Source organism: Acidovorax sp. sic0104 (assembly GCF_019219095.1).
Lineage (GTDB): Bacteria > Pseudomonadota > Gammaproteobacteria > Burkholderiales > Burkholderiaceae_C > Acidovorax.
The window spans coordinates 39,318-58,439 of record NZ_JAHUWH010000009.1 but is presented as its reverse complement, the minus strand read 5'-3'; the positions used below and the strand labels follow the sequence as shown (position 1 = coordinate 58,439).

General features: G+C 68.1%; 17 protein-coding genes. 7 read left to right on the top strand and 10 right to left on the bottom strand.

Translation table 11 applies throughout. The features are described from left to right. Together KW835_RS15500 and KW835_RS15495 are read left to right on the top strand one after the other, a co-directional pair. Entirely contained in the window at positions 1–654 is a 654-nt protein-coding gene (locus KW835_RS15500) for an amino acid ABC transporter permease (protein WP_218383891.1), read from the top strand. Then, positions 638–1,435: an amino acid ABC transporter ATP-binding protein gene (locus KW835_RS15495; protein WP_255593570.1), complete on the top strand. Its 798-nt coding sequence runs from the start codon at positions 638–640 to the stop codon at positions 1,433–1,435. Before KW835_RS15500 ends, KW835_RS15495 begins: the two co-directional genes overlap by 17 nt. 139 nt (positions 1,436–1,574) lie before the next feature. Here KW835_RS15495 and KW835_RS15490 read toward each other — a convergent pair whose 3' ends face one another. Beyond that, entirely contained in the window at positions 1,575–1,916 is a 342-nt protein-coding gene (locus KW835_RS15490; RefSeq protein ID WP_218383889.1) for an EF-hand domain-containing protein, read from the bottom strand. A gap of 400 nt (positions 1,917–2,316) precedes the next feature. On the opposite strand from KW835_RS15490, the gene KW835_RS15485 reads away from it, so the two are divergent. Continuing rightward, positions 2,317–2,757, top strand: coding sequence for a hypothetical protein (locus KW835_RS15485; RefSeq protein ID WP_218383887.1), 441 nt, complete (start codon positions 2,317–2,319; stop codon positions 2,755–2,757). Between the two features lie 227 nt (positions 2,758–2,984). Next, on the top strand, positions 2,985–3,554 hold the full coding sequence (locus KW835_RS15480) for a cob(I)yrinic acid a,c-diamide adenosyltransferase (protein WP_218383885.1): 570 nt from the start codon (positions 2,985–2,987) through the stop codon (positions 3,552–3,554). Positions 3,555–3,836: 282 nt separating this feature from the next. Here KW835_RS15480 and KW835_RS15475 read toward each other — a convergent pair whose 3' ends face one another. The 4 genes from KW835_RS15475 to KW835_RS15460 form a co-directional block, all read right to left on the bottom strand. Next, on the bottom strand, positions 3,837–4,259 hold the full coding sequence (locus KW835_RS15475; RefSeq protein WP_218383884.1) for a hotdog fold thioesterase: 423 nt from the start codon (positions 4,257–4,259) through the stop codon (positions 3,837–3,839). Between the two features lie 89 nt (positions 4,260–4,348). Next, on the bottom strand, positions 4,349–5,500 hold the full coding sequence (locus KW835_RS15470; protein ID WP_218383880.1) for an ABC transporter substrate-binding protein: 1,152 nt from the start codon (positions 5,498–5,500) through the stop codon (positions 4,349–4,351). A 178-nt stretch (positions 5,501–5,678) separates the two neighbouring features. Further along, positions 5,679–7,208, bottom strand: coding sequence for an acetyl-CoA hydrolase/transferase family protein (locus KW835_RS15465; RefSeq protein WP_218383879.1), 1,530 nt, complete (start codon positions 7,206–7,208; stop codon positions 5,679–5,681). A gap of 135 nt (positions 7,209–7,343) precedes the next feature. Then, complete coding sequence (locus KW835_RS15460) at positions 7,344–8,630, bottom strand: solute carrier family 23 protein (protein ID WP_218383878.1); 1,287 nt, start codon at positions 8,628–8,630, stop codon at positions 7,344–7,346. 162 nt (positions 8,631–8,792) lie between these two features. Between KW835_RS15460 and KW835_RS15455 the strand changes: the two genes are divergently transcribed. After that, complete coding sequence (locus tag KW835_RS15455; RefSeq protein ID WP_218383877.1) at positions 8,793–9,557, top strand: zf-TFIIB domain-containing protein; 765 nt, start codon at positions 8,793–8,795, stop codon at positions 9,555–9,557. A 255-nt stretch (positions 9,558–9,812) separates the two neighbouring features. Continuing rightward, entirely contained in the window at positions 9,813–10,772 is a 960-nt protein-coding gene (locus KW835_RS15450; RefSeq protein ID WP_255593569.1) for a class I SAM-dependent methyltransferase, read from the top strand. A gap of 205 nt (positions 10,773–10,977) precedes the next feature. On the opposite strand, the gene ubiM is transcribed toward KW835_RS15450, so the two are convergent. The 5 genes from ubiM to KW835_RS15425 all read right to left on the bottom strand — a co-directional run bounded on the left by ubiM (position 10,978) and on the right by KW835_RS15425 (position 16,904). Next, positions 10,978–12,312: a 5-demethoxyubiquinol-8 5-hydroxylase UbiM gene (gene ubiM / locus KW835_RS15445; protein WP_218383876.1), complete on the bottom strand. Its 1,335-nt coding sequence runs from the start codon at positions 12,310–12,312 to the stop codon at positions 10,978–10,980. A 153-nt stretch (positions 12,313–12,465) separates the two neighbouring features. After that, the gene (locus KW835_RS15440; RefSeq protein ID WP_218383874.1) at positions 12,466–12,897 is read right to left on the bottom strand and encodes a hypothetical protein; all 432 of its coding nucleotides are present in this window, start codon (positions 12,895–12,897) and stop codon (positions 12,466–12,468) included. 120 nt (positions 12,898–13,017) lie between these two features. Then, on the bottom strand, positions 13,018–14,553 hold the full coding sequence (locus KW835_RS15435; protein WP_218383872.1) for a BCCT family transporter: 1,536 nt from the start codon (positions 14,551–14,553) through the stop codon (positions 13,018–13,020). Between the two features lie 506 nt (positions 14,554–15,059). Next, a complete protein-coding gene (locus KW835_RS15430; RefSeq protein WP_218383870.1) occupies positions 15,060–16,022 on the bottom strand; it encodes an alpha/beta fold hydrolase in 963 nt (320 codons plus the stop codon). A gap of 270 nt (positions 16,023–16,292) precedes the next feature. Further along, positions 16,293–16,904, bottom strand: coding sequence for a TetR/AcrR family transcriptional regulator (locus tag KW835_RS15425; protein WP_218383868.1), 612 nt, complete (start codon positions 16,902–16,904; stop codon positions 16,293–16,295). Between the two features lie 107 nt (positions 16,905–17,011). On the opposite strand from KW835_RS15425, the gene KW835_RS15420 reads away from it, so the two are divergent. Beyond that, positions 17,012–19,084, top strand: coding sequence for an acetoacetate--CoA ligase (locus tag KW835_RS15420; protein WP_218383867.1), 2,073 nt, complete (start codon positions 17,012–17,014; stop codon positions 19,082–19,084). Positions 19,085–19,122 lie beyond the last annotated feature (38 nt).

Sequence of the window (19,122 nt, the reverse complement as noted above, 5' to 3'; positions counted from 1 at the left end):
ATGGTTGATTTTTCGTTGTGGGACATCCTGCGCAATCTGCTGATGGCTGCGCGCTGGACGGTCACGCTCTCGCTCATCGCCTTCATCGGCGGCGGCCTGGTGGGCCTGGTGCTGCTGGTGCTGCGTCTGTCCAAGGTGCGCGGCACCGAGCGGCTCATCGGCGCCTACGTGCAGGTGTTCCAGGGCACGCCGCTGCTCATGCAGCTGTTCCTCGCGTACTTCGGCATCGCGCTCTTTGGCATCAAGACATCGCCGTGGACGGCCGCTGCGTTTGCGCTCACGCTCTACACCAGCGCCTACCTCACCGAGATCTGGCGCGGCTGCGTGGCGTCCATCCCCAAGGGCCAGTGGGAGGCCGCGCAGAGCCTGGCGCTCAACTTCGGCGAGCAGCTGCGCCACGTGGTGCTGCCCCAGGCGCTGCGCATTGCGGTGCCGCCCACGGTGGGTTTTCTGGTGCAGGTGATCAAGGGCACGGCGCTGGCGTCGGTGATCGGCTTCGTCGAGTTGACGAAGGCGGGCAGCATGATCTCCAACGCCACCTACCAGCCCTTCCTGGTCTACGCCTGCGTGGCCCTGCTGTACTTTGTGTTGTGCTTCCCGGTGAGCCTGGTCGCACAGTCCCTCGAAAGGAAACTCCATGGCCACCGCCACTGACACCAGCGCATCCCCCGTGGCTGCACCAGACGCATCGCCCGTGGGCCGCCCCATCGTCGAGATCACGGCGCTGCGCAAGTCGTACGACACGAACGAGGTCTTGAAGGGCATCGACCTCAAGGTGCGCAAGGGCGAGGTGATCGCCATCATCGGCAAGAGCGGCTCGGGCAAGAGCACGCTGCTGCGCTGCGTGAATGGCCTGGAAGTGTTCCAGGAAGGTGCGCTCAGCGTGGACGGCCAAAAGCTGATGCACGAGAGCCCCACCGCCATGCGCGCACTGCGCCAGCAGGTAGGCATGATCTTTCAGAGCTTCAACCTGTTTCCGCACCTCTCGGTGGGCCGCAACATCATGCTCGCGCCCACGCTGGTGAAGGCGCGCGATGCCAAGGCGGCCGAGGCGCAGGCGCGCAAGCTGCTTGAGCGCGTGGGCCTGGCCGAGAAGTTCGATGCCATGCCCGAGCAGCTCTCGGGCGGCCAGCAGCAGCGCGTGGCCATTGCGCGCGCGCTGGCCATGGAGCCGCAGGTGCTGCTGTGCGACGAGATCACTTCGGCGCTGGACCCGGAGCTGGTGGGCGAGGTGCTGCGCGTGGTGGAGTCGCTGGCGCTCGAAGGCATGACGCTGATGATGGTCACGCACGAGATGGCGTTTGCCCGCAAGGTGAGCGACCGGGTGATCTTCATGCACCAGGGCCGCGTGCACGAGACGGGCGCGCCGGCAGAGATCTTCGGCAACCCGCAGACGCCGGAGCTGCAGCAATTCCTGTCGTCGCTGCACGACTGATGCAGCGCGACCGGCGCCCGTGCAGGAAGCTGCCGGAGCCGGTCGCAAGCGTTGTTTGCGGGGCTGTTGATAGAGAGGCCCGGCCGGTGGGCGTTTGCTTCCCGGGGGCTTTCCAGCGTGCGCGCCCGGTGTCAGGGCGTCAGGAATGCATTCCCTTCTCGAATTCCTTCGTGGACAGGCTGCCGTTCTTGTCGGTGTCCAGTTCCTTGAAGCGTTGGCTGATGGCGGGGAGGTGCTCAGCTTCCTTCTCTGACAGCTTGCCGTCCTTGTCGGTGTCAGCGCGGTTGAAAGCCGTGGTGGCGGCGACGGAAGGGTTGCCGGTGCCCGGCCCGTAGGTGTAGGGCACATCCGCCGATTTCTTGGCGGGGGCTGCCGGAGCTGTCTGTGCGTGCAATGCGCCCACGCCTCCCAGGGAGAGAGCCGCGAAAAGCATCACGCTGCGCGTGTCGAACGAATAGGTGCGTCGTTGCAGTGCCTTCATGGAAGTTGATTCCTTCGAAGTTGAACAGGGCTCCATTGCACCGCAGCATGCGCGGCGAAGCCAGCACTCTTGCCTGCTGTTGCGTTGCCCAACATTTGCCAGCGCGGTGTAACGGCCAGGCCACGGTTCATGTCGGAATGCGTCGTGGATGTACCCAAACGTGAACCGAGTGCGCGGCATCGGGGCGGGTCGTTTCAAGGGTTTCGCCACTGCCGCACGGGCCAGGCAATGACGCACTGGTGCGCCTGGCGCCGGTACCCATGCGCCTTGCAGGCTGACCGGCGTGCCCGCGCAAGTCCTACATCGCGGCAGCGGCTGGCTTCCAACAATGGACTTCAAGCCCGCAACGGTGCGGTGCTTCATTCAACCCCGTTGTCTGTTCACGACCAAGGAGCCATCCATGCAAAAGCAAACCGTTCTCGCCGCTCTCGCCGCCCTCGCCTGTACCGCCGCCCTGGCCCAGGCACCGAACGCGCCCCGTCCGCCGTCTGAAGTGAATCCCGCAGCGTCCGGCGGCGCTGCCGCCGCCAATGCGCAGAACAAGGTCGATGACCGTGCCGCCCGCAGCACGGCCGCGCCTGCGAACCCCGCCGCTGGCGACGGCCGTGGTGCTCCTGTGGCCGAGATCAATCCCAGCGCCTCCGGCGGCAAGGCTGCCGCCAAGGCCGAAGCCCGCGTGGGTGCTCGCCTGATGGACACCAATGGCGACGGCATGGTGTCCCGCCAGGAGTGGGACTCGTACCACACGGCCGCCTGGAACAACATGAAGCCCACCGGCTCGGGCGTCTCCACGGCCGACGTGGACCGCATGAATCGCACGCCGGCCACCAGCACCCACTGACGGAGGGTGGCCGCAGGCGGGCAGCCGGCCCAGGCCCGCTGCCTGCAAAGCCCGTGCCGCTGGCCCACCTGGATGGTGGGCCAGCGGCACGGGCTTTTTGCCGTGTGTTCTGCCGGCTGTGCAGCGCCCGGCGCCCGGCCGCGTAGCGCAGAATCGAGCCTGTATCGGCGGGGCAGTGCCTGTGTGAAACAGGTACGTGGCCCCTTTTTTCTCGTGGAAGGCACCGAATGGGCAACCGACTCACACAAATCGCCACGCGCACTGGCGACGCTGGCACCACCGGCCTGGGCAACAACGAACGGGTTTCCAAGGACAGCCTGCGCATCCATGCGCTGGGCGATGTGGACGAACTCAACTCCCACATCGGCCTGTTGCTGTGCGAGCCGCTGCCCGACGGCGTGCGCGCCCTGCTCGTCGACATACAGCACCAGTTGTTCAACCTGGGGGGAGAGTTGTCGATCCCCGGCTTCGAGCTGCTCAAGCCCGCCGCCGTGCTCGAGCTGGACGAAGCCCTGGCGCACCACAACGCTGCGCTGCCGCGCCTGCAGGAGTTCATCCTGCCCGCCGGCACCCGCGCCGCATCCCAGGCCCACGTGTGCCGCACCGTGGCCCGCCGGGCCGAAAGGGCCGTGGTGGCCCTGGGCCACGCCGAGCCTCTGAACGACGCCCCGCGCCAGTACCTCAACCGCCTCTCAGACCTGATGTTCGTTCTCGCCCGCGTGCTCAACCGCATGGACGGCGGCGACGACGTGTACTGGAAAAGTGAACGCCTGGCGCGTCAGAATGCTACTGAATAGATAGCTACCGGCGCTTTGTGCGCAACCGTTGACGGCCGATTGATCCAAAGGCCGGCACAATGCGCGGCCCGTTGAAACTGGCGAGCCGCCCACGCCTGAGACACCGTGGAACTGGCTTCGCCAGGCCACCGGTGTCGTCCCCCTTCCCGAATAGCGCAGCGATTCGAGAGACGGGGCTGAGGGCCGAGGCTCCGAGCCTGCCTGTGCAGGCTTGGACGGCCCGAAGAGCTGTCGCCTCTGGCGACCAACACCGAGGCGCGAAGCGCCTCAAGGGGATGCCCCTTATCTAGGAGGCAGGATCGCCATCGTCAGCCGCGACACGCACGTCAGCTCTCCCGCGTCGTTGACCATGTCGATGTGCCACACGTGCGTGGTGCGCCCGATGTGGATGGGGCGCGCAGTGGCCGTCACCCAGCCGCTGGTGGCAGAGCGCAGGTGGTTGGCGTTGATATCAAGGCCTACCGCATTGTGGCCTTCGGGGCTGGCGTAGTACGCGCCCACGGAGCCCAGCGACTCGGCCAGCACCACGCTCACGCCGCCGTGCAGCAGTCCGAAGGGCTGCTTGGTGCGCTGGTCCACGGGCACGCGTCCGCGCAGGAAGTCGTCGCCCAGCTCGATGATCTCGATGCCCAGGTGCGATGCAGCGGTGTTGTGGTGGTCGGCGTTGAGCCGGGCGAGGTCGACAGGCTTTTTCCAGATGGGCATGGCGGCTTGCTTTTCAGGTCAGCGGTGAGTGGGAAGGAAAGAAAGAAGAAGTAAACCACCCATTGTGCCCATCCGGCCCGGGCCGTGGATCAGCCCACCATCTTGCCGTTGGCGCCCATCACGCCCAGCTCCAGGAAGCGCGAGCCCACATAGGGCGCGGCACCCGCGTAGTCGATCAGCAGGCCGCCCATGTCGTTGCTGCGGATGCCGGCCAGCGCATTGCGCAGCTTGCCGCGCGTGAGCTCGCGGCCGGCACGCTCCAGGCCTTCGGTGAGCACGCGGGCGTTCACATAGCCTTCGAAGCTGCGGGCCGAAAATTCCTGGAAGCCTGCCGCCTTCATCGCGCGCTGGTAGTCGCGCACCAGTGCCACGCTGGTGCGGCCCGCATCGGGCAGCACCATCGACATCGCCAGGCCCGCGGCCTTGCCGCCAAGCTGGCGCAGGTTGTCGCCCGAAAGCGCCACGCTGGTCGCGGCCAGCGGGGTGCTGGGCGATACCTTCTTGAATTCGCTGATCAACGACGCCGAGACGTCGCCGGCCGTGCCCAGCAGCACCGTGGTGGGCTTGGCCGCCACGGCCTGCTTGACCACCTCGGCCACCTGCGCGCCCTGGGCGTCCAGCTTGAAGGCCTTGGGCGCGGGCTGCTTGGCAGCCTTCATGGCATTGTTCACATCGGCCAGGAATTCGCGGCCGAAGGCCGTGTCCTGGTACACGATGGCCAGATCGGTGATGCCCATGGCCACCAGCTTCTGCGTGAGGCGCTGGGCTTCGTCGGAGTAGCTGGCACGCACGTGGAAGACCGAGCGGTACTCGGCCTTGCGCAGCGAGGTGGCGCCGCTTTGCGGGGCCACGTAGGGGATCTGCGCTTCGTCCACCAGCGGCAGGATGCGCTGGTTGTTGGCCGTGCCCATGCACGAGATCAGGGCCACCACGGAGCCGTCGGCGATCAGCTTGCGCGCGTTGTCCTCGGACCGGGCGGCGTCGTAGCCGTCGTCCAGCGCCACGAGCCTGAGCTCCCGTCCATGGATGCCGCGCGCATTGGCCTGGGCGATGCCCGCATCCAGGCCCTGTTTGAGTTCCTTGCCCAGACTGGCCAGCGCGCCGGTGAGGCCGATGGAGCAGCCGATGGCCACACTCTTGGCATCCATGGGATCCTGCACGCCCACGGCGCGCGATGGGTTGGCGAACAGCAGGCCGGTACTGGCGGCGACGAGGGACTGGGTGAACTGGCGACGTTGCATGGAATGAAAACTCACGGGCAAAAGACAACCAGCCCCGGCGGGGCTGGTGTCGAAGAAAAACACGGGGGTGGGTGGTCGAATGACCTAGGGTTAACCCTGATTGTAACCAGGGGTGTGTGACGGCCCGGCGTTGACCTTGCCCTGTCCGGGGATTCGCCGCGCCATTCCCGGCTGGTGCTCAGGCGCCCGGGTTCTGCCGCATGCTGCCCGTCTCCACGTACCGCTGGTGCCATGACAGCGCCTCGTTCAGCAGGTGCGGCGTATGCTGCCCCAGCGCGGACTTGCGGGCGCGGGCCACGTAGTCGTGCAGCGCGGGGCGGAAATCCGGGTGCGCGCAGCGCTCGATGATGAGCTCGGCCCGTTGCGAGGGCGAGTGGCCGCGCAGGTCGGCCAGGCCTTGCTCGGTGACGAGGATCTGCACGTCGTGCTCCGTATGGTCCACGTGCGAGGCCATGGGAACGATGCACGAGATGGCGCCGTTCTTGGCCAGCGACGGCGTCATGAAGATCGACAGGTAGGCGTTGCGCGCGAAGTCGCCCGAGCCGCCGATGCCGTTCATGATGGCCGAGCCCATGATGTGGGTCGAGTTGACGTTGCCGTAGATGTCGGCTTCGATCATGCCGTTCATCGCGATCAGGCCCATGCGGCGGATCAGTTCGGGGTGGTTGCTGATCTCCTGCGGGCGCAGCACGATGCGCTCTTTGTAGAACTCGATGCGCTCATTGAAGTCCTGCATCGCTGCCGGGCTGAGCGACAGCGCCGTGGCCGAGGCGCTGGCGAGCGTGCCCGAGCGCAGCATGTCCAGCATGCCGTCCTGCAGCACCTCGGTGTAGGCCGTGAGGTTCTCGAAAGGGCCGTTGTTCAGCCCCGCGAGCACCGCGTTGGCGATGTTGCCCACGCCCGACTGCAGCGGCAGCAGGTCCCGGGGCAGCCGGCCCTTCTTCACCTCGTGCTGCAGGAATTCGATGATGTGGCCCGCGATGCGGTTGGACGTGTCGTCGGGCGCGGCGTAGACGCTGTTGCGGTCGGGCTGGTCGGTCATCACCACGGCGATCACCTTGGAGGGGTCGCAGCGCAGGTAGGGCTCGCCGATGCGCTCGTCGGGCCGCGTCATCGGGATGGGCCTGCGCTGCGGCGGCACGTCGGTGCCGTAGTAGATGTCGTGCATGCCCTCGAGCTGCGGGTTGTGCCAGGCATTGACCTCCAGGATGACCTTGTCGGCCTGGTCCAGCCAGGTCTTGTTGTTGCCCACGGAGGACGAGGGGATCAGCCGTCCGTCCGGCAGCACGCCGGCCACCTCGACCACGGCCACGTCCAGCTTGCCCAGGAACCCGAACCACACGAACTGCGCCACGTGCGACAGGTGGATGTCCACGTACTGCATGTGGCCCGCATTGATCTGCCGGCGCACCGTGGGGTCGGACTGGTAGGGCAGGCGCATCTCGATGCCGTCCACCTGGGCCAGGGCACCGTCGAGTTCCGGGGCGGTCGATGCGCCCGTCCACAGTCCGATGCGAAACCCCTTGCCCTGCGCGTTCAGGCTCTCGATGCGGCGCGCCAGCGCGCCGGGCACGGCCTTGGGGTAGCCCGCGCCGGTGAAGCCGCTCATGCCCACGTGGGCGCCCGCCGGTATCAGGGCGGCCGCTTCGTCGGCGGACATGGTGCGGGAAAGAAAGTCGGGGTAGAGCACCCGGTCGGCCAGGGACATGAAAACAGGCTCCGCAGAAATGAAAAAAGGGCCGCGCCACATGGGCGCAGCCCCGGTCAAAAACCGAAATCCTAGCGGTTGCAACTTACAGATTCAGGGTTAACCCTTACAAGTTTGCTCGGCCTTTGCCAGGCTTCAGCCTTTGCGATTGAGCAAGGCATACAGCAGGATGGCCCCGAAGGTGGCCGTGCCGATGCCGCCCAGCGCGAACTGGCCGAACTTGAGCGTGAAGTCGCCCGTGCCCAGGATGAGGGTGATGGCCGCGACGATCAGGTTCTTGTTCTGCGAGAAGTCCACCTTGTTGTCCACCCAGATCTTGGCGCCGGCCACTGCGATCAGGCCGAACACCACGATGGAGACGCCACCCATCACCGGCAGCGGGATGGTCTGGATCAGCGCGCCGAACTTGGGGGAAAAGCCCAGAACCAGCGCGAACACGCCCGCCAGGAAGAACACGGCCGTGGAGTAGATCTTGGTCGCGGCCATCACGCCGATGTTCTCGGCATAGGTGGTCACGCCCGTGCCGCCCACGCCGCCGCTGACCATGGTGGCCACGCCATCGCCGATGAACGCGCGGCCCATGTAGCGGTCCAGGTCGCGGCCGGTCATGGCCGTCACGGCCTTGATGTGGCCCAGGTTCTCGGCCACGAGGATGATGGCCACGGGGGCGATCAGCAGCATCGCGTTGCCGTCGAACACCGGCGCCGCGAAGTTGGGCATTCCCACCCAGGCGGCGTTGGCCAGGATGGAGAAGTCGATGGGCTTGCCCAGGCCCATGCCGTTGGTGAGCACCGTGTAGATGATGCTCGCCACGATCAGCCCCACCAGGATCAGCAGGCGCTGCACCATGCCGCGCGTGAGCACGGCCACCAGGCCCACGCTCACGAAGGTCACCACCTGCATCCAGCTGTCGAAGTTGCTCGCCGCCATGTTCTTGATGGGAATGCCGGCCAGGTTCAGGCCGATCACCGCCACCACCGAGCCCGTGACGACGGGCGGCATGAAGCGCTCGATCCAGCCCGTGCCGATGGACTGCACCAGCGCACCGATCAAGGTGTAGACCAGGCCGCACGCGATGATGCCGCCCAGCGCCACGGCGATGTTGGCATTGGGCCCCTTGCCAGCATAGCCCGTGGCCGCGATCACCACGCCGATGAACGCGAAGCTCGAACCCAGGTAGCTGGGCACCCGCCCGCCCGTCACCAGAAAGAAGATCAGCGTGCCCACGCCGCTCATCAGGATGGCCACGTTGGGGTCGAACCCCATGAGGATGGGTGCGAGCACCGTCGCGCCGAACATGGCGATCACGTGCTGCACGCCCATCGCTGCGGTCTGCGGCCAGGGCAGCCGTTCGTCAGGTGCGATCACCCCGCCTTGCTGCAGCACGGCAGCGCTCTTTTCTTGCCAGTTCATGAATCCCATGTGTTGTTCCTTGTAGTTCGAGGCGCGAATGCTAGTGGATGAATCCGCCTGCAGCCCATGAACTACGGGGAAGACCCGGGCGTCGGGCGTGCGCGGGCCCGGCGTTAGGATGCGGATATCGGCGGACTAGAGGGGCCTGCCTTCACCAGCACAGCCAGAACCATGCAGACCTGCGCACCGTCCTGCCCATCGTGCCGCCAGCCCATGGAGGCCCACCCGTTCACCAGCAACACCGGGCACGCGCTGGAGCTGGACATCTGCTACGCCTGCCAGGGCATCTGGCTGGACCGGTACGAAAACCTGCAGCTCTCGCCCCAGGCCGTGGTGGAGCTGTTCCGGCTGCTGCACGAGCACCGCACCGATGAACACCGCCCGCTCGAATCGCGCATGGCCTGCCCGCGCTGCAACTGTTCGCTGGACAAGGGTTTTGACGTGGTGCGCAGCGGCCGCTACATGACCTACCGCTGCGCGCGCCAGCACGGGCGCTTCAGCACCTTCTCGTCCTTCATGGTCGAGAAAGGCTTCGTGCGCCACATGACGCGCCCGGAGATCGACAACCTGGCCCGGCGTGTGGGCGCCATCTTCTGCACCAGCTGCGGTGCGCCGGTGGACATCCGCAAGGACCACGCCTGCCCGTACTGCCGTGCAGCGTTCTCGCTCATCGACCCTGACGCCGTGGTGCGGGCCATGGAAGGCTACGCCCGGGCCGGCGCCCGCCCCGTCCAGGCGGCGCAGAACACGCAGGCCCCTGCGGTGGACATCGGCGACGCCCTGGTGGCGCTGGAGCGCGACCGCAGCCGCGCCGAGCGCGAGCGGCAAAAGAGCGCCTTCAGCGGCACGCGGGACCGCGATGCGGACTCCTTCACCGGCGACCTGCTGGCGGCGGGCGTGTCGCTCGTGTGGGATGTCCTCACCAGGCGGGTGTGAACCAACGCGCGTTTTTTTCCAAGTTTTCTTATACCCCTGCGTGGCGGCGCGGAATGGGGGCCCAGGCCGGGCTTGGCGCCACAATGTGCAGGATCGCAGACACGTTCTCAGGGCCATCCCCACGCACCCGTCATCGGAGCGGGGCCTTTGCGTGAGCACCCGCACCTTCGCTGGCCCGTTCGCCTGTTCGCCCGTTCGCTTGTGCCCCTGTATCCCGCCAACCGTGGCGCCCGCCGGCCACAGGAGGAGACGATCTTGCCGCTGCAGCCGCCGACCCGAAGCCGACACCGTAGCCGCGTCCCGGCGCCCTCTGCCGGCGCCGCGTCGCTCCAGGCCCCAGCCCGGCGCGCCACCGCGCCCGGCGCGCAGCAGCCGTCGCAACTGCATGCATCGCTGCCCGCCGTGCCCAGCACCTTGCTCATCCCTCTGGCGGCGCGGGCGCGCGGCGACCGTTATTTTCCGTGGCTGGCCTGCGGCGACGCGGTGGCGGCCGGCCTGCTGGAGCGCCTGGGCGCCGACGTCGAGGGCTATCTCGACGACCTGCCCACGGTGCTCAACGTGCTGTGGCGCACGCGCTTCATCCGCGACACGGCACAGGGCTTCTTCCTGCTGCACCCGGAGGCCCGGGGCGTGAACCTGGGCTGCGGCCTGTCGCACCACTTCCAGTGGCTGGACACCGGCGCCAACCACTGGCTCGACGCCGACCTGCCCGAGGTCATCGCGCTGCGCCGTCAGCTGCTGCCGCCCGGCTGCCCGCGCACCCGGCTGGCGGAGGTCGACATCACCCGGCCCGGCTGGTGGCAGCGTCTGGGCCAGCCGCCGCGCGGCCCAGGCACCCGCGGGGCGCCGCAGCAGCCCGTGCTGGTGCTGTGCGAAGGCGTGCTGATGTACCTGGAGCCCGCGCAGGTCCAGGCGTTTCTGGCCGAGTTCGCCGAATGTGCGCCGGCAGGCTCGCGCCTGGTGCTGGATGTGCTCACCCACCGCGCCGTGGGCACGGCGCACCGGCACGCGAGCGTGGGCCCCACGGGCGCCGAATTCCGCTGGGGCGTGGCGCGCCTGTCCGACTTGCCCTCCGCACACCCGCGACTGGCGCTGCTGCACGAGCACAGCGTGGCGGAGTGCTATGGCTGGGCGGGGCTGGCACTGGAGACGCTGTGGTGGCCGTGGCTGGGTGCACCGCTGTACGGCATGGTGACGCTGGGGGTGGGGGACTGAAGCCCCCCTGAGCCGCCTGCGGCGCCTTCCCCCCCAAGGGGGGACGCCACCGGTGGCCTGGCAAAGCCAGCTCCACGGTGGCGCTGGCTTTGGGGCGCGCCGGTTTTGAGGGTTGCTCGCTATTGGAAAGATAGCTGGCGGTGCTTGTTTGGATTGGGTTGTGGCACAAATGCTGCTGCAAACCAAGGCAGGGTTGCGCCGGCCGCTATGGTTTTTGCAGACTTGTGGAGTGGGCGGGGGCCAGCGCCCGCATCCAGCCGGGCGGCTTGCCGGTCAGTTGGCCAACGATGGCCGCCTGCAGCGGGGGCAGGTGGCGCGCGCCCTGCAGCACCAGCTGGCGCAGCAGGCGGGGCAGGGGGCGGGCGTCGGTGTACAGCCGCACGATGGCGTTGGTGCCTTCGTAGATCGGCCAGGCGTGGTGGTGGTGCGCGCGGGCGTAGGCCGCCAGCACGCGGCTGTCGCCGATGTCGCGGCCCTGGCTGCGGGCGGCCTGCACGGCGGCAGCCAGCCGCTCCGCGCCGGCCAGGCCCAGGTTGTATCCATGGGCAGTCACCGGGTGCATGCCCACGGCGGCATCGCCCAGCAGGGCGCAGCGGTGGGCGGCAAACCGGTCGGCGTACACAGCCACCAGCGGGTAGGCGTGGCGTTCTCCATCGAGCTGCATGGGGCCCAGCCGGTCCTTGAACTGCGCCTGCACCTGGGCAGCAAAGGCGTCTCTGGGCAGTGCCAGCAGTGTGGCGGCATCTGCCGCGCCTGTGGTGACGACGACCGAGCACAGGTGCGGGTTGCCCGGCGCGTCCACGGCACAGGACGCATCCGCAGGAGCGTCCGGCAGCGGCAGTATCGCCAGCGTTCGCTCGTAGCCGAAACACTCGTGCGCCACGCCGCCATGGGGCTGTGCGTGGCGCATGCGGCAGACGATGACGGTGCGGCCGAAGTCCGCCATGCGCGCACCGATGCCCAGCTGGCGCCGGGTGGCCGAGAAGCGGCTGTCTGCCGCCACCAGCAGGGGCGCCTGCAGCCGCTGCGGTGGCTGGGCGGGGCCGTCCGCCCCGGCATCCGCGAGCTGGCGGTACTCCAGCTGCGCGTGCGTCGCCAGCGTGGACACGCGCGTCACCTGGGCGCCGGTGACGATGCGCACTCCGGGCATGCGTGCAGCCACGGCGTAGGCGGTGCGGCGCAGCGCGTGGTTGGGCGCGATGAAGCCCAGCGCCTCGTACCCGCCGTGCCGTGCGTCAAGCTGCAGCGCTCCGCGCTGGCCGAGCGGGCCGTCGTGCACCTGCGCCTCGTGGATGGCGCCTGTCTCATGCGGCGCCAGCAGCCCCCAGGTGCCCAGCTTCTGCAGCGTGGCGCGGCTGGGGTGGGTGAGCGCGATCTCGCGGCCGTCTGGCGCCGGGTCGGCCAGCACCGCCGCCGCCTGCTGCTCGACCACCGTGGCCGTGAGGCCTGCCTGGGCCAGGGCGATGGCCAGCGACAGGCCGGCAGGCCCCGCGCCGACGATGAGGACGTCGCTGTGGGAAGAGGAGGTGGAGGATGTCATGGCAAGGGGGCGTGCGGACCGCCTGACATTGTGAAGGCCCCCCCGGCGCCCTGTTTTGCCCTGGGTCAAGCCGAGGGCAGGGCGCCGGCCAATCGATAGCTGGCAGCGCTCGCCACCTCGGCGTCAGGCCGTCCAAGGCCTGCAAGCCACAGCTCAGGCGCGTGCCGGCTTGCGGGCGGAGGCCTTGGCGGACTTCTTCTTTTTGGCGCCGCCAGCGGGCTTGCCACGCAGGTGCAGCGCCCAGGTGACCAGCAGCCACACGTAAGCGGCCAGCACGCTGTAGGCGGCCACCGCCGCCAGCGACAGAGGCTGCGCCGCGATGGAGCGCGGGTTGGCCATGGTTTCCAGCAACTGGCGCGTGCCCATGCCCAGCACGGCCTCGCGGCTGCCCGAGCGGGCCATGCGAGCCGCCATGAAGACGAAGAACTCCATCAGCAGCGCGCCGATCAGGAAACACGCCGCCAGCGCCAGCAGCTGCGCAAAGGCCCGGCGGTTGCCCTTGGCCAGAAAAACAATCGCCGACACCAGCACCAGGGCTGGCAGCAGAAGGACCACGGCGGGCCAGGCGGACATGAGCAGGGGCATGGGTGTCGGTATTGGTATCAGCCGCGAAACGAGGAGAGGAGACAGAGGGACGCAGGAGGAGGGCGTGGCTGCGGATGATAGACCCATGCACCCGTCCCCCCTCGCTACCCCGGCGCCGGTTTACGGCGGCGGCGCCGTGGCCGCGCCCGCCATTTCGCGCAGACGGCGGCGCAGTGCGCGGTCGCGGCGGTCCTCGGCCTCCCAGTCCGCCTTCACGCCGCGCCACAGCGCCATCGCCATGAGCAGGATCACGGCGGTGAAGGGCAGCGCGAACACGATGGTGGCGGTCTGCACCGCCTTCACGCCCCCGGCCAGCAGCAGGCTCACGGCAATGCCTGAGATGAGCAGGCCCCAGACCACCTTGACGCGCGCGGACGGGTTCTCATTGCCCCGGGTGCTCATCATGCCCAGCACCAGCACGGCCGAGTCGCCCGATGTGACGAAGAACACCACCACCAGCACCGTGGCCACCCCCGACATCAGCGCGCCCCAGGGCAGGGCGTGGAACAGCGAGAACAGAGCGGTGGAGACATCGGCGTTGACCGCATCGGCAATAGGCACGCCCTGCATGATCTGCAGGTGCAGCGCCGTGCCGCCAAACACCGAGAACCACACAAACGCCGCCAGAGTGGGCGCCAGCACCGTGCCCAGGATGAACTCGCGGATGCTGCGCCCGCGCGAGACGCGCGCGATGAACAGGCCCACGAACGGCGACCAGCTCACCCACCAGGCCCAATAGAACACCGTCCAGCCGCTCACCCAGCCGCTGTCGCGGAAGGGGGTCATGCGCAGGCTCATGCGCACGAACTCGCTCAGGTAGCTGCCCAGCGTGTTGGTGAATGTGTCGATGATGACCACCGTGGGCCCCAGCGTGAACACCGCCAGCGCCAGCAGCGCCGCAATGATGAGGTTGAAGGTGGACAGCCATTTGATGCCGCGCGCCACGCCCGACACGGCCGAGGCGAGGAACAGCACCGTGGTCACCCCGATGATGCCGACCTGCCAGGCCTCGCTGACGGGCAGACCCAGCGTGGCGTGCAGGCCGCTGTTGATCTGCAGCGCCCCCATGCCCAGTGACGCCGCCACGCCGAACGCCGTGGCGATCACCGCAAGCACGTTGACCGCCGGGCCGATGCGCTGCAGCGGCGCCCAGGGCAGCGCCATTACCGCCGTGCTGACCAACGCCGAGCCGCCCTTGCGGAACTGAAAGAACGCAATCGCCAGCGCCACGATGCTGTACACCGCCCAGGGGTGCAGCCCCCAGTGGAAGAAGCTGTAGCGCATGGCCGCGTTGGCGGCTTCGGGCGTGTGCGGCGCGATACCCGGCGGCGGCGTGCCGTAGTGCGAGATGGGCTCGGCCACACCCCAGAACACCAGGCCGATACCCATGCCCGCAGCAAACAGCATGGCAAACCAGGCGCCGATGGAGAACTCGGGTTCGTCGTCTTCCTGGCCCAGCTTCAGGTCGCCGTAGCGGCTGAACGCCAGGATGAGCGCCATCACCACCAGGCCCAGCACCACCCACAGGTAGAACCAGCCGAAGTTGCGCGTGATGGCCGCCAGGGCCGTGTCGAACACGGCTCCAAGCGAGTCCGGCGCCGCCACGCCCCAGAGCACGATGGCGAGGATCAGCCCCGCCGAGATAAGAAGTTCCATGGATCACCTTTCTTCTGCTGAATCGACAAGGAGATGCGCGGGCCGTGCGCCGGGCTTTGCCTGGCTTGCGGCGTGCGGGATGCGGCATGCCGCATCGGCGCAGAAGCAGCGTGCCACTGTGCGCACCGGGCGGTCAAGGCACCTGCGGCACCTGCGCGCCTTGCACGAATGAAGCGCATGCATGCATACAGGTGGCGACCGCAGCGGCTGCTGCACATCTCGGAGGGAAAGACGGGCGGGCCTGGCGGATGGCACGCACACCCGCAAGGGTGGCTTGCCGGAACGCCGCATCGCAAGAGCCCGTTGAGGATCCCCAGGGAGATCCGAACAGGCTCCAAGGTTGAAGAGATGGCCCGGCCCGTAGCCGATGCGCGCGTGGGAACCAGCGGCGCGGCAAGGCAGGGCATTTGCGCGCACCGTCCGTGGACAGTGACTGGGGTTTGCGCAAACGAAAAAAGGGCGCCAGTGTAGGCAATGGGTGCGCTACGGCGCCGGCAATACCGCAGTCAAGCCAGGGGTTGTGGGCTGGGTGAGGGCGCCGGGCCTGCGTAGGCGGGCGTTGTTGCCAACGCTGGTGCAGGCACAGCCACGAAGTGCGCCACGGCTGCCAGCACCTCGGCCTGCTGCAGGATCTTGCGGTGGCCCAGCCCATCGGTGGCCATCAGCGTGGCGCCCGCGATGTGGTCGCGGTAGGCCTCGCCGTCGGCAAAACGGTTGATACGGTCGCCCCGGTCGTGCACCACCAGCGTGGGAATGGCGATGCGCGGGCCTACGGCCGGGGGCTCGAACTGGCGCATCAGGATGCCCTCGCGTGCCTCGATGCGCCGCTGCATGGCGGCGCGCGTGCGCTCGGTCAGGCCAAAGACCTGGGCGAACAGGCGCGTGTATTCGTGCGGCGAGGCAGGAGGCGCCAGCAGCACCAGGCGCCCGGTGGCCAGGCCCCGGCTGGCTGCGTGGGCCGCTGCGTTGGCCGCGAGCGAATGGGCCACCACGGCGTGGGGCGCCGCGTCCTGCGCGTGCAGGCGGGCGGTGGTGTACTCGATGGCACGGGCGAATTGCGGCAGGTTGCTCACGCGGCCCCGGCTGCCGCCGTGCGCGGGCAGGTCCACCAGCACTGGCCGCAGGCCGCGCGCGGTCAGGGCGTCGGCCAGCGGCAGCATCTGGCGCGCATGGCCGCCCCAGCCGTGCAGCAGCAGCACCGTGGGGCCATGCGGCTGGGCCTGGGGCAGATAGAGCGTGATTTCGGCGTCTTCGAAAGGCCAGTGTTCGGTGCGCCAGGCGCCTGCGGGTGCGGCGCTGCGCCCCGGCCGTCGCAGCGGAAGGGGAGTGCCAAAGAGGCGGTAGGCCGCGCGCACGGCCAGGGCTGGCCACAGCCGCTCGGCGGCGCCCAGCGCCGCGCGCAGCAGTCGCATGCCGGCATGTGCGCCGTAGAAGTGTGTGGTCGCCTGCAGTGCATTGGAGTGGCTCATGGTGGTGCTCCGGAATTTGGCGGGAACAAGGGACAAGCGGGTCGGTTGCCGGACAGCCCGCCCGGCGTGTCAGAACGTGTTCAGTAGAAGATCCAGTCGCGGTTGCTGCGTGGCAGCCGGGCCAGGGTTTCGCGCAGCGCCTTCAGGGCGCGCGCGGCAGCCACGACGGCCGCCAGTCCGAGGATGATCAACATGGCATTCTCCTTTCTTCGCACGGTTGTGCGAAATTTGGGCAAGACAGGGCATGAGGTTCCATGGCGCGGCCGGCTTTCAGGCAGCCGCTGGCTGGTAGCTCTTGAGGAGGCGCGCCCAGGACGCCTCGGTGCGTTGCGCGGCCTGCGGGTCGCGCAGGAAGCGCACGTCGTGCAGCAGGCCCATGATCATCGAGTAGATCTCACCCACCAACTGGTCGGCCGGCGTGTCGGGCGGCAGGTGGCCCGATTCGATCGCCTGCAGCACCGTTCTTCGCAGCGCGGCGCGCCAGCGCGTGATCTCGCCATGCAGCTGGTCGCGCAATTCGCCATCGCGGTCGTGCAGCTCGAAGGCGCCGGCGGTGTAGATGCAGCCTGTGAAGGCCTCCACATCGCGTGTGCGGGCAATCCAGCGGCGCACGATGTCGTTCAGCCGCGGCAGGCCCTTGGGCTGCTGCATGGCAGGCACGAAAACGTCGGCCAGGAAGCGGTGGCCGAACTCGTCGATGACCGCCTTCTGCAGCGCCTCGCGCGAACCGGCGCGCGAAAACACGCCGCTCTTGGACAGCCCCACGCGGTCGGCCACGGCCTGCAGCGTGATCGACTCCAACCCCTCGGCCGCAGCCAGGTCCAGCGCCGCGCCGACGATGGCGGCGCGGGTGAGTTCGGCTTTCTGGGTTTTGGCGTCCATGGGGCGAAATTTAGCACGAATGTACGAAATGTGCATTCCACCCTGCTGTCAACCGGGTGACGAGGGTGGCTGGCCTGCGCACCGTGCCGCTGGTACGCTGCGTCGCCATGGAGACAACACACAATACCCCGCCCTATATCCCCCAGATCCGCCTGTACCAGAACTGGCTGCGCGACCAGCGCGGACTGCAGTTCGACAGCTACGACACGCTGTGGCGCTGGTCCACCACCGAGCTTGATGCGTTCTGGCAAAGCGTGTGGGACTACTTCCGGATCGAATCGCCCACGCCCCACACCGCCGTGCTGGGCGAAAACACCATGCCCGGCGCCCAGTGGTTTCCTGGCGCTCAGGTGAATTACGCGCGCCAGGCGCTGCGGCACGTGGAAGCGGCCCACGCCGCAGGCCTGCCGGCCATCATCAGCCGCAACGAAAAAGGCCAGCACCGCGAACTGAGCTGGCCCGATCTGCGCCGCCAGGTCGCGTCGCTGGCGTTGCACCTCAAGGCCCAGGGCATCCAGCCCGGCGACCGCGTGGCGGCCTACCTGCCCAACGTGCCCGAGGCGATGATCGCCTTCCTGGCCACGGTGAGCATCGGCGGCGTGTGGAGTATCTGCGCGCCCGACATGGGCACGCATGCGGTGCTGGACCGTTTTCGCCAGATCGAGCCCAGGGTGCTGATCGGCGTGGATGGCGTGAGCTACGGCGGGCGCGACCACGACCGCATTGGGGTCCTGGCCGAACTGCGGGCAGCGCTGCCCAGTGTGCAGCACGCGCTGCTGGTGGGCAATCTGAATGCTTCTGTTTCGATAGCTGGCTGGGCAGACTGGACGGCCGCAACGGCCCAAAATGATGCTGAAACTGCGGCCTTCGAGCCGATGTGGCTGCCGTTTGACCACCCGCTGTGGATCGTCTATTCCAGCGGCACCACCGGCCTGCCCAAGCCCATCGTGCACGGCCATGGCGGCACGGTGCTGGTGGCGCTGCAGCTCAAGGTGCTGCACAACGACATCGGCTGCAGCTATGAGGCCAACAGCTTCGGCGAGCGCTACCACTGGTACAGCTCCACCGGCTGGGTGATGTGGAATGCGCAGCTGTCGGGCCTGCTGTCGGGCACCACCTGCGTGATCTACGACGGCAATCCGGGCGGCAGCAAGGAGCACCCGGACTGGGGCGTGCTGTGGCGGTTCGCGGCCGAGACGGGCGTGACCTTCTTCGGCGCCGGTGCGGCGTTCTTTGCCAACTGCATGAAGGCCGGCATCACGCTCGCGGACTACGGCGACCTGAGCCGCATCCGCGCGCTGGGTACCACCGGATCGCCGCTGTCGCCCGAGGTGCAGGAGTGGGGCACGGCGCAGTTCGAGGCCTTGGGCACACACGACATCTGGTGGAACAATATTTCCGGGGGCACCGACTTTTGCGGCGCTTTCATCGGCGGCAACCGCGAGATGCCGCAGGTGCCCGGCGAGATGCAGTGCCGCATGCTGGGTGCGGCGGTGGAGTCGTGGGATGCCGAAGGTCGTCCCGTGATGGACGCGGTGGGCGAGCTTGTCTGCGCGCAGCCCATTCCGTCGATGCCGCTCTACCTGTGGGGCGACAAAGACGGGTCGAGGTATCTGTCGAGCTACTTCGACATGTACCCCGCAGGCCACGGCCGCCAGCCCGGCGGTGGCGACGGCCCCGCGAACATGGGTGCGGTCTGGCGCCACGGCGACTGGCTCAAGATCGGCGCCAATGGCGGCTGCATCATCTACGGCCGCTCCGATGCCACCATCAACCGCCACGGCCTGCGCATGGGCACGAGCGAGATCTACAGCGCGGTCGAATCGCTGCCCGAAGTGCTCGACAGCCTGGTGGTGGACCTGGAGTACCTCGGCCGCGAGAGCTACATGCCGCTGTTTGTGGTGCTGCGCCCTGGCTACGCGCTCGACGACGCATTGCGCGCGCGCATCAACGGCGCCGTGCGCACGGCCCTGAGCCCGCGTTTTGTGCCCGACGACATCTTTGCCGTGGCCGAGGTGCCGCGCACGCTGAGCGGCAAGAAGCAGGAGCTGCCCATCAAGAAGCTGCTGCTGGGCCAGCCGATCGAGAAGGTGGTCAACAAGGACGCGATGGCCAACCCCGGGTGTTTGGACTGGTATGTGGCGTTTGCGGCGCAGCGCGTGAGAATGCTGCAAAAATGATAGCTGTTGGCGTTTGTAAAACAAGCGCTACAGCCTGT

Bases quoted from the DNA above. Each gene is read 5' to 3' on its own strand.
- KW835_RS15440 (WP_218383874.1), bottom strand. From the start codon at position 12,897: ATGCCCCTGCTCATGTCCGCCTGGCCCGCCGTGGTCCTTCTGCTGCCA.
- KW835_RS15465 (WP_218383879.1), bottom strand. From the start codon at position 7,208: ATGTCCCTGGCCGACCGGGTGCTCTACCCCGACTTTCTTTCCCGCACC.
- KW835_RS15500 (WP_218383891.1), top strand. From the start codon at position 1: ATGGTTGATTTTTCGTTGTGGGACATCCTGCGCAATCTGCTGATGGCT.
- KW835_RS15490 (WP_218383889.1), bottom strand. From the start codon at position 1,916: ATGAAGGCACTGCAACGACGCACCTATTCGTTCGACACGCGCAGCGTG.
- KW835_RS15430 (WP_218383870.1), bottom strand. From the start codon at position 16,022: ATGAGCCACTCCAATGCACTGCAGGCGACCACACACTTCTACGGCGCA.
- KW835_RS15480 (WP_218383885.1), top strand. From the start codon at position 2,985: ATGGGCAACCGACTCACACAAATCGCCACGCGCACTGGCGACGCTGGC.
- KW835_RS15420 (WP_218383867.1), top strand. From the start codon at position 17,012: ATGGAGACAACACACAATACCCCGCCCTATATCCCCCAGATCCGCCTG.
- KW835_RS15470 (WP_218383880.1), bottom strand. From the start codon at position 5,500: ATGCAACGTCGCCAGTTCACCCAGTCCCTCGTCGCCGCCAGTACCGGC.
- ubiM (WP_218383876.1), bottom strand. From the start codon at position 12,312: ATGACATCCTCCACCTCCTCTTCCCACAGCGACGTCCTCATCGTCGGC.
- KW835_RS15495 (WP_255593570.1), top strand. From the start codon at position 638: ATGGCCACCGCCACTGACACCAGCGCATCCCCCGTGGCTGCACCAGAC.
- KW835_RS15460 (WP_218383878.1), bottom strand. From the start codon at position 8,630: ATGGGATTCATGAACTGGCAAGAAAAGAGCGCTGCCGTGCTGCAGCAA.
- KW835_RS15425 (WP_218383868.1), bottom strand. From the start codon at position 16,904: ATGGACGCCAAAACCCAGAAAGCCGAACTCACCCGCGCCGCCATCGTC.
- KW835_RS15455 (WP_218383877.1), top strand. From the start codon at position 8,793: ATGCAGACCTGCGCACCGTCCTGCCCATCGTGCCGCCAGCCCATGGAG.
- KW835_RS15475 (WP_218383884.1), bottom strand. From the start codon at position 4,259: ATGCCCATCTGGAAAAAGCCTGTCGACCTCGCCCGGCTCAACGCCGAC.
- KW835_RS15435 (WP_218383872.1), bottom strand. From the start codon at position 14,553: ATGGAACTTCTTATCTCGGCGGGGCTGATCCTCGCCATCGTGCTCTGG.
- KW835_RS15485 (WP_218383887.1), top strand. From the start codon at position 2,317: ATGCAAAAGCAAACCGTTCTCGCCGCTCTCGCCGCCCTCGCCTGTACC.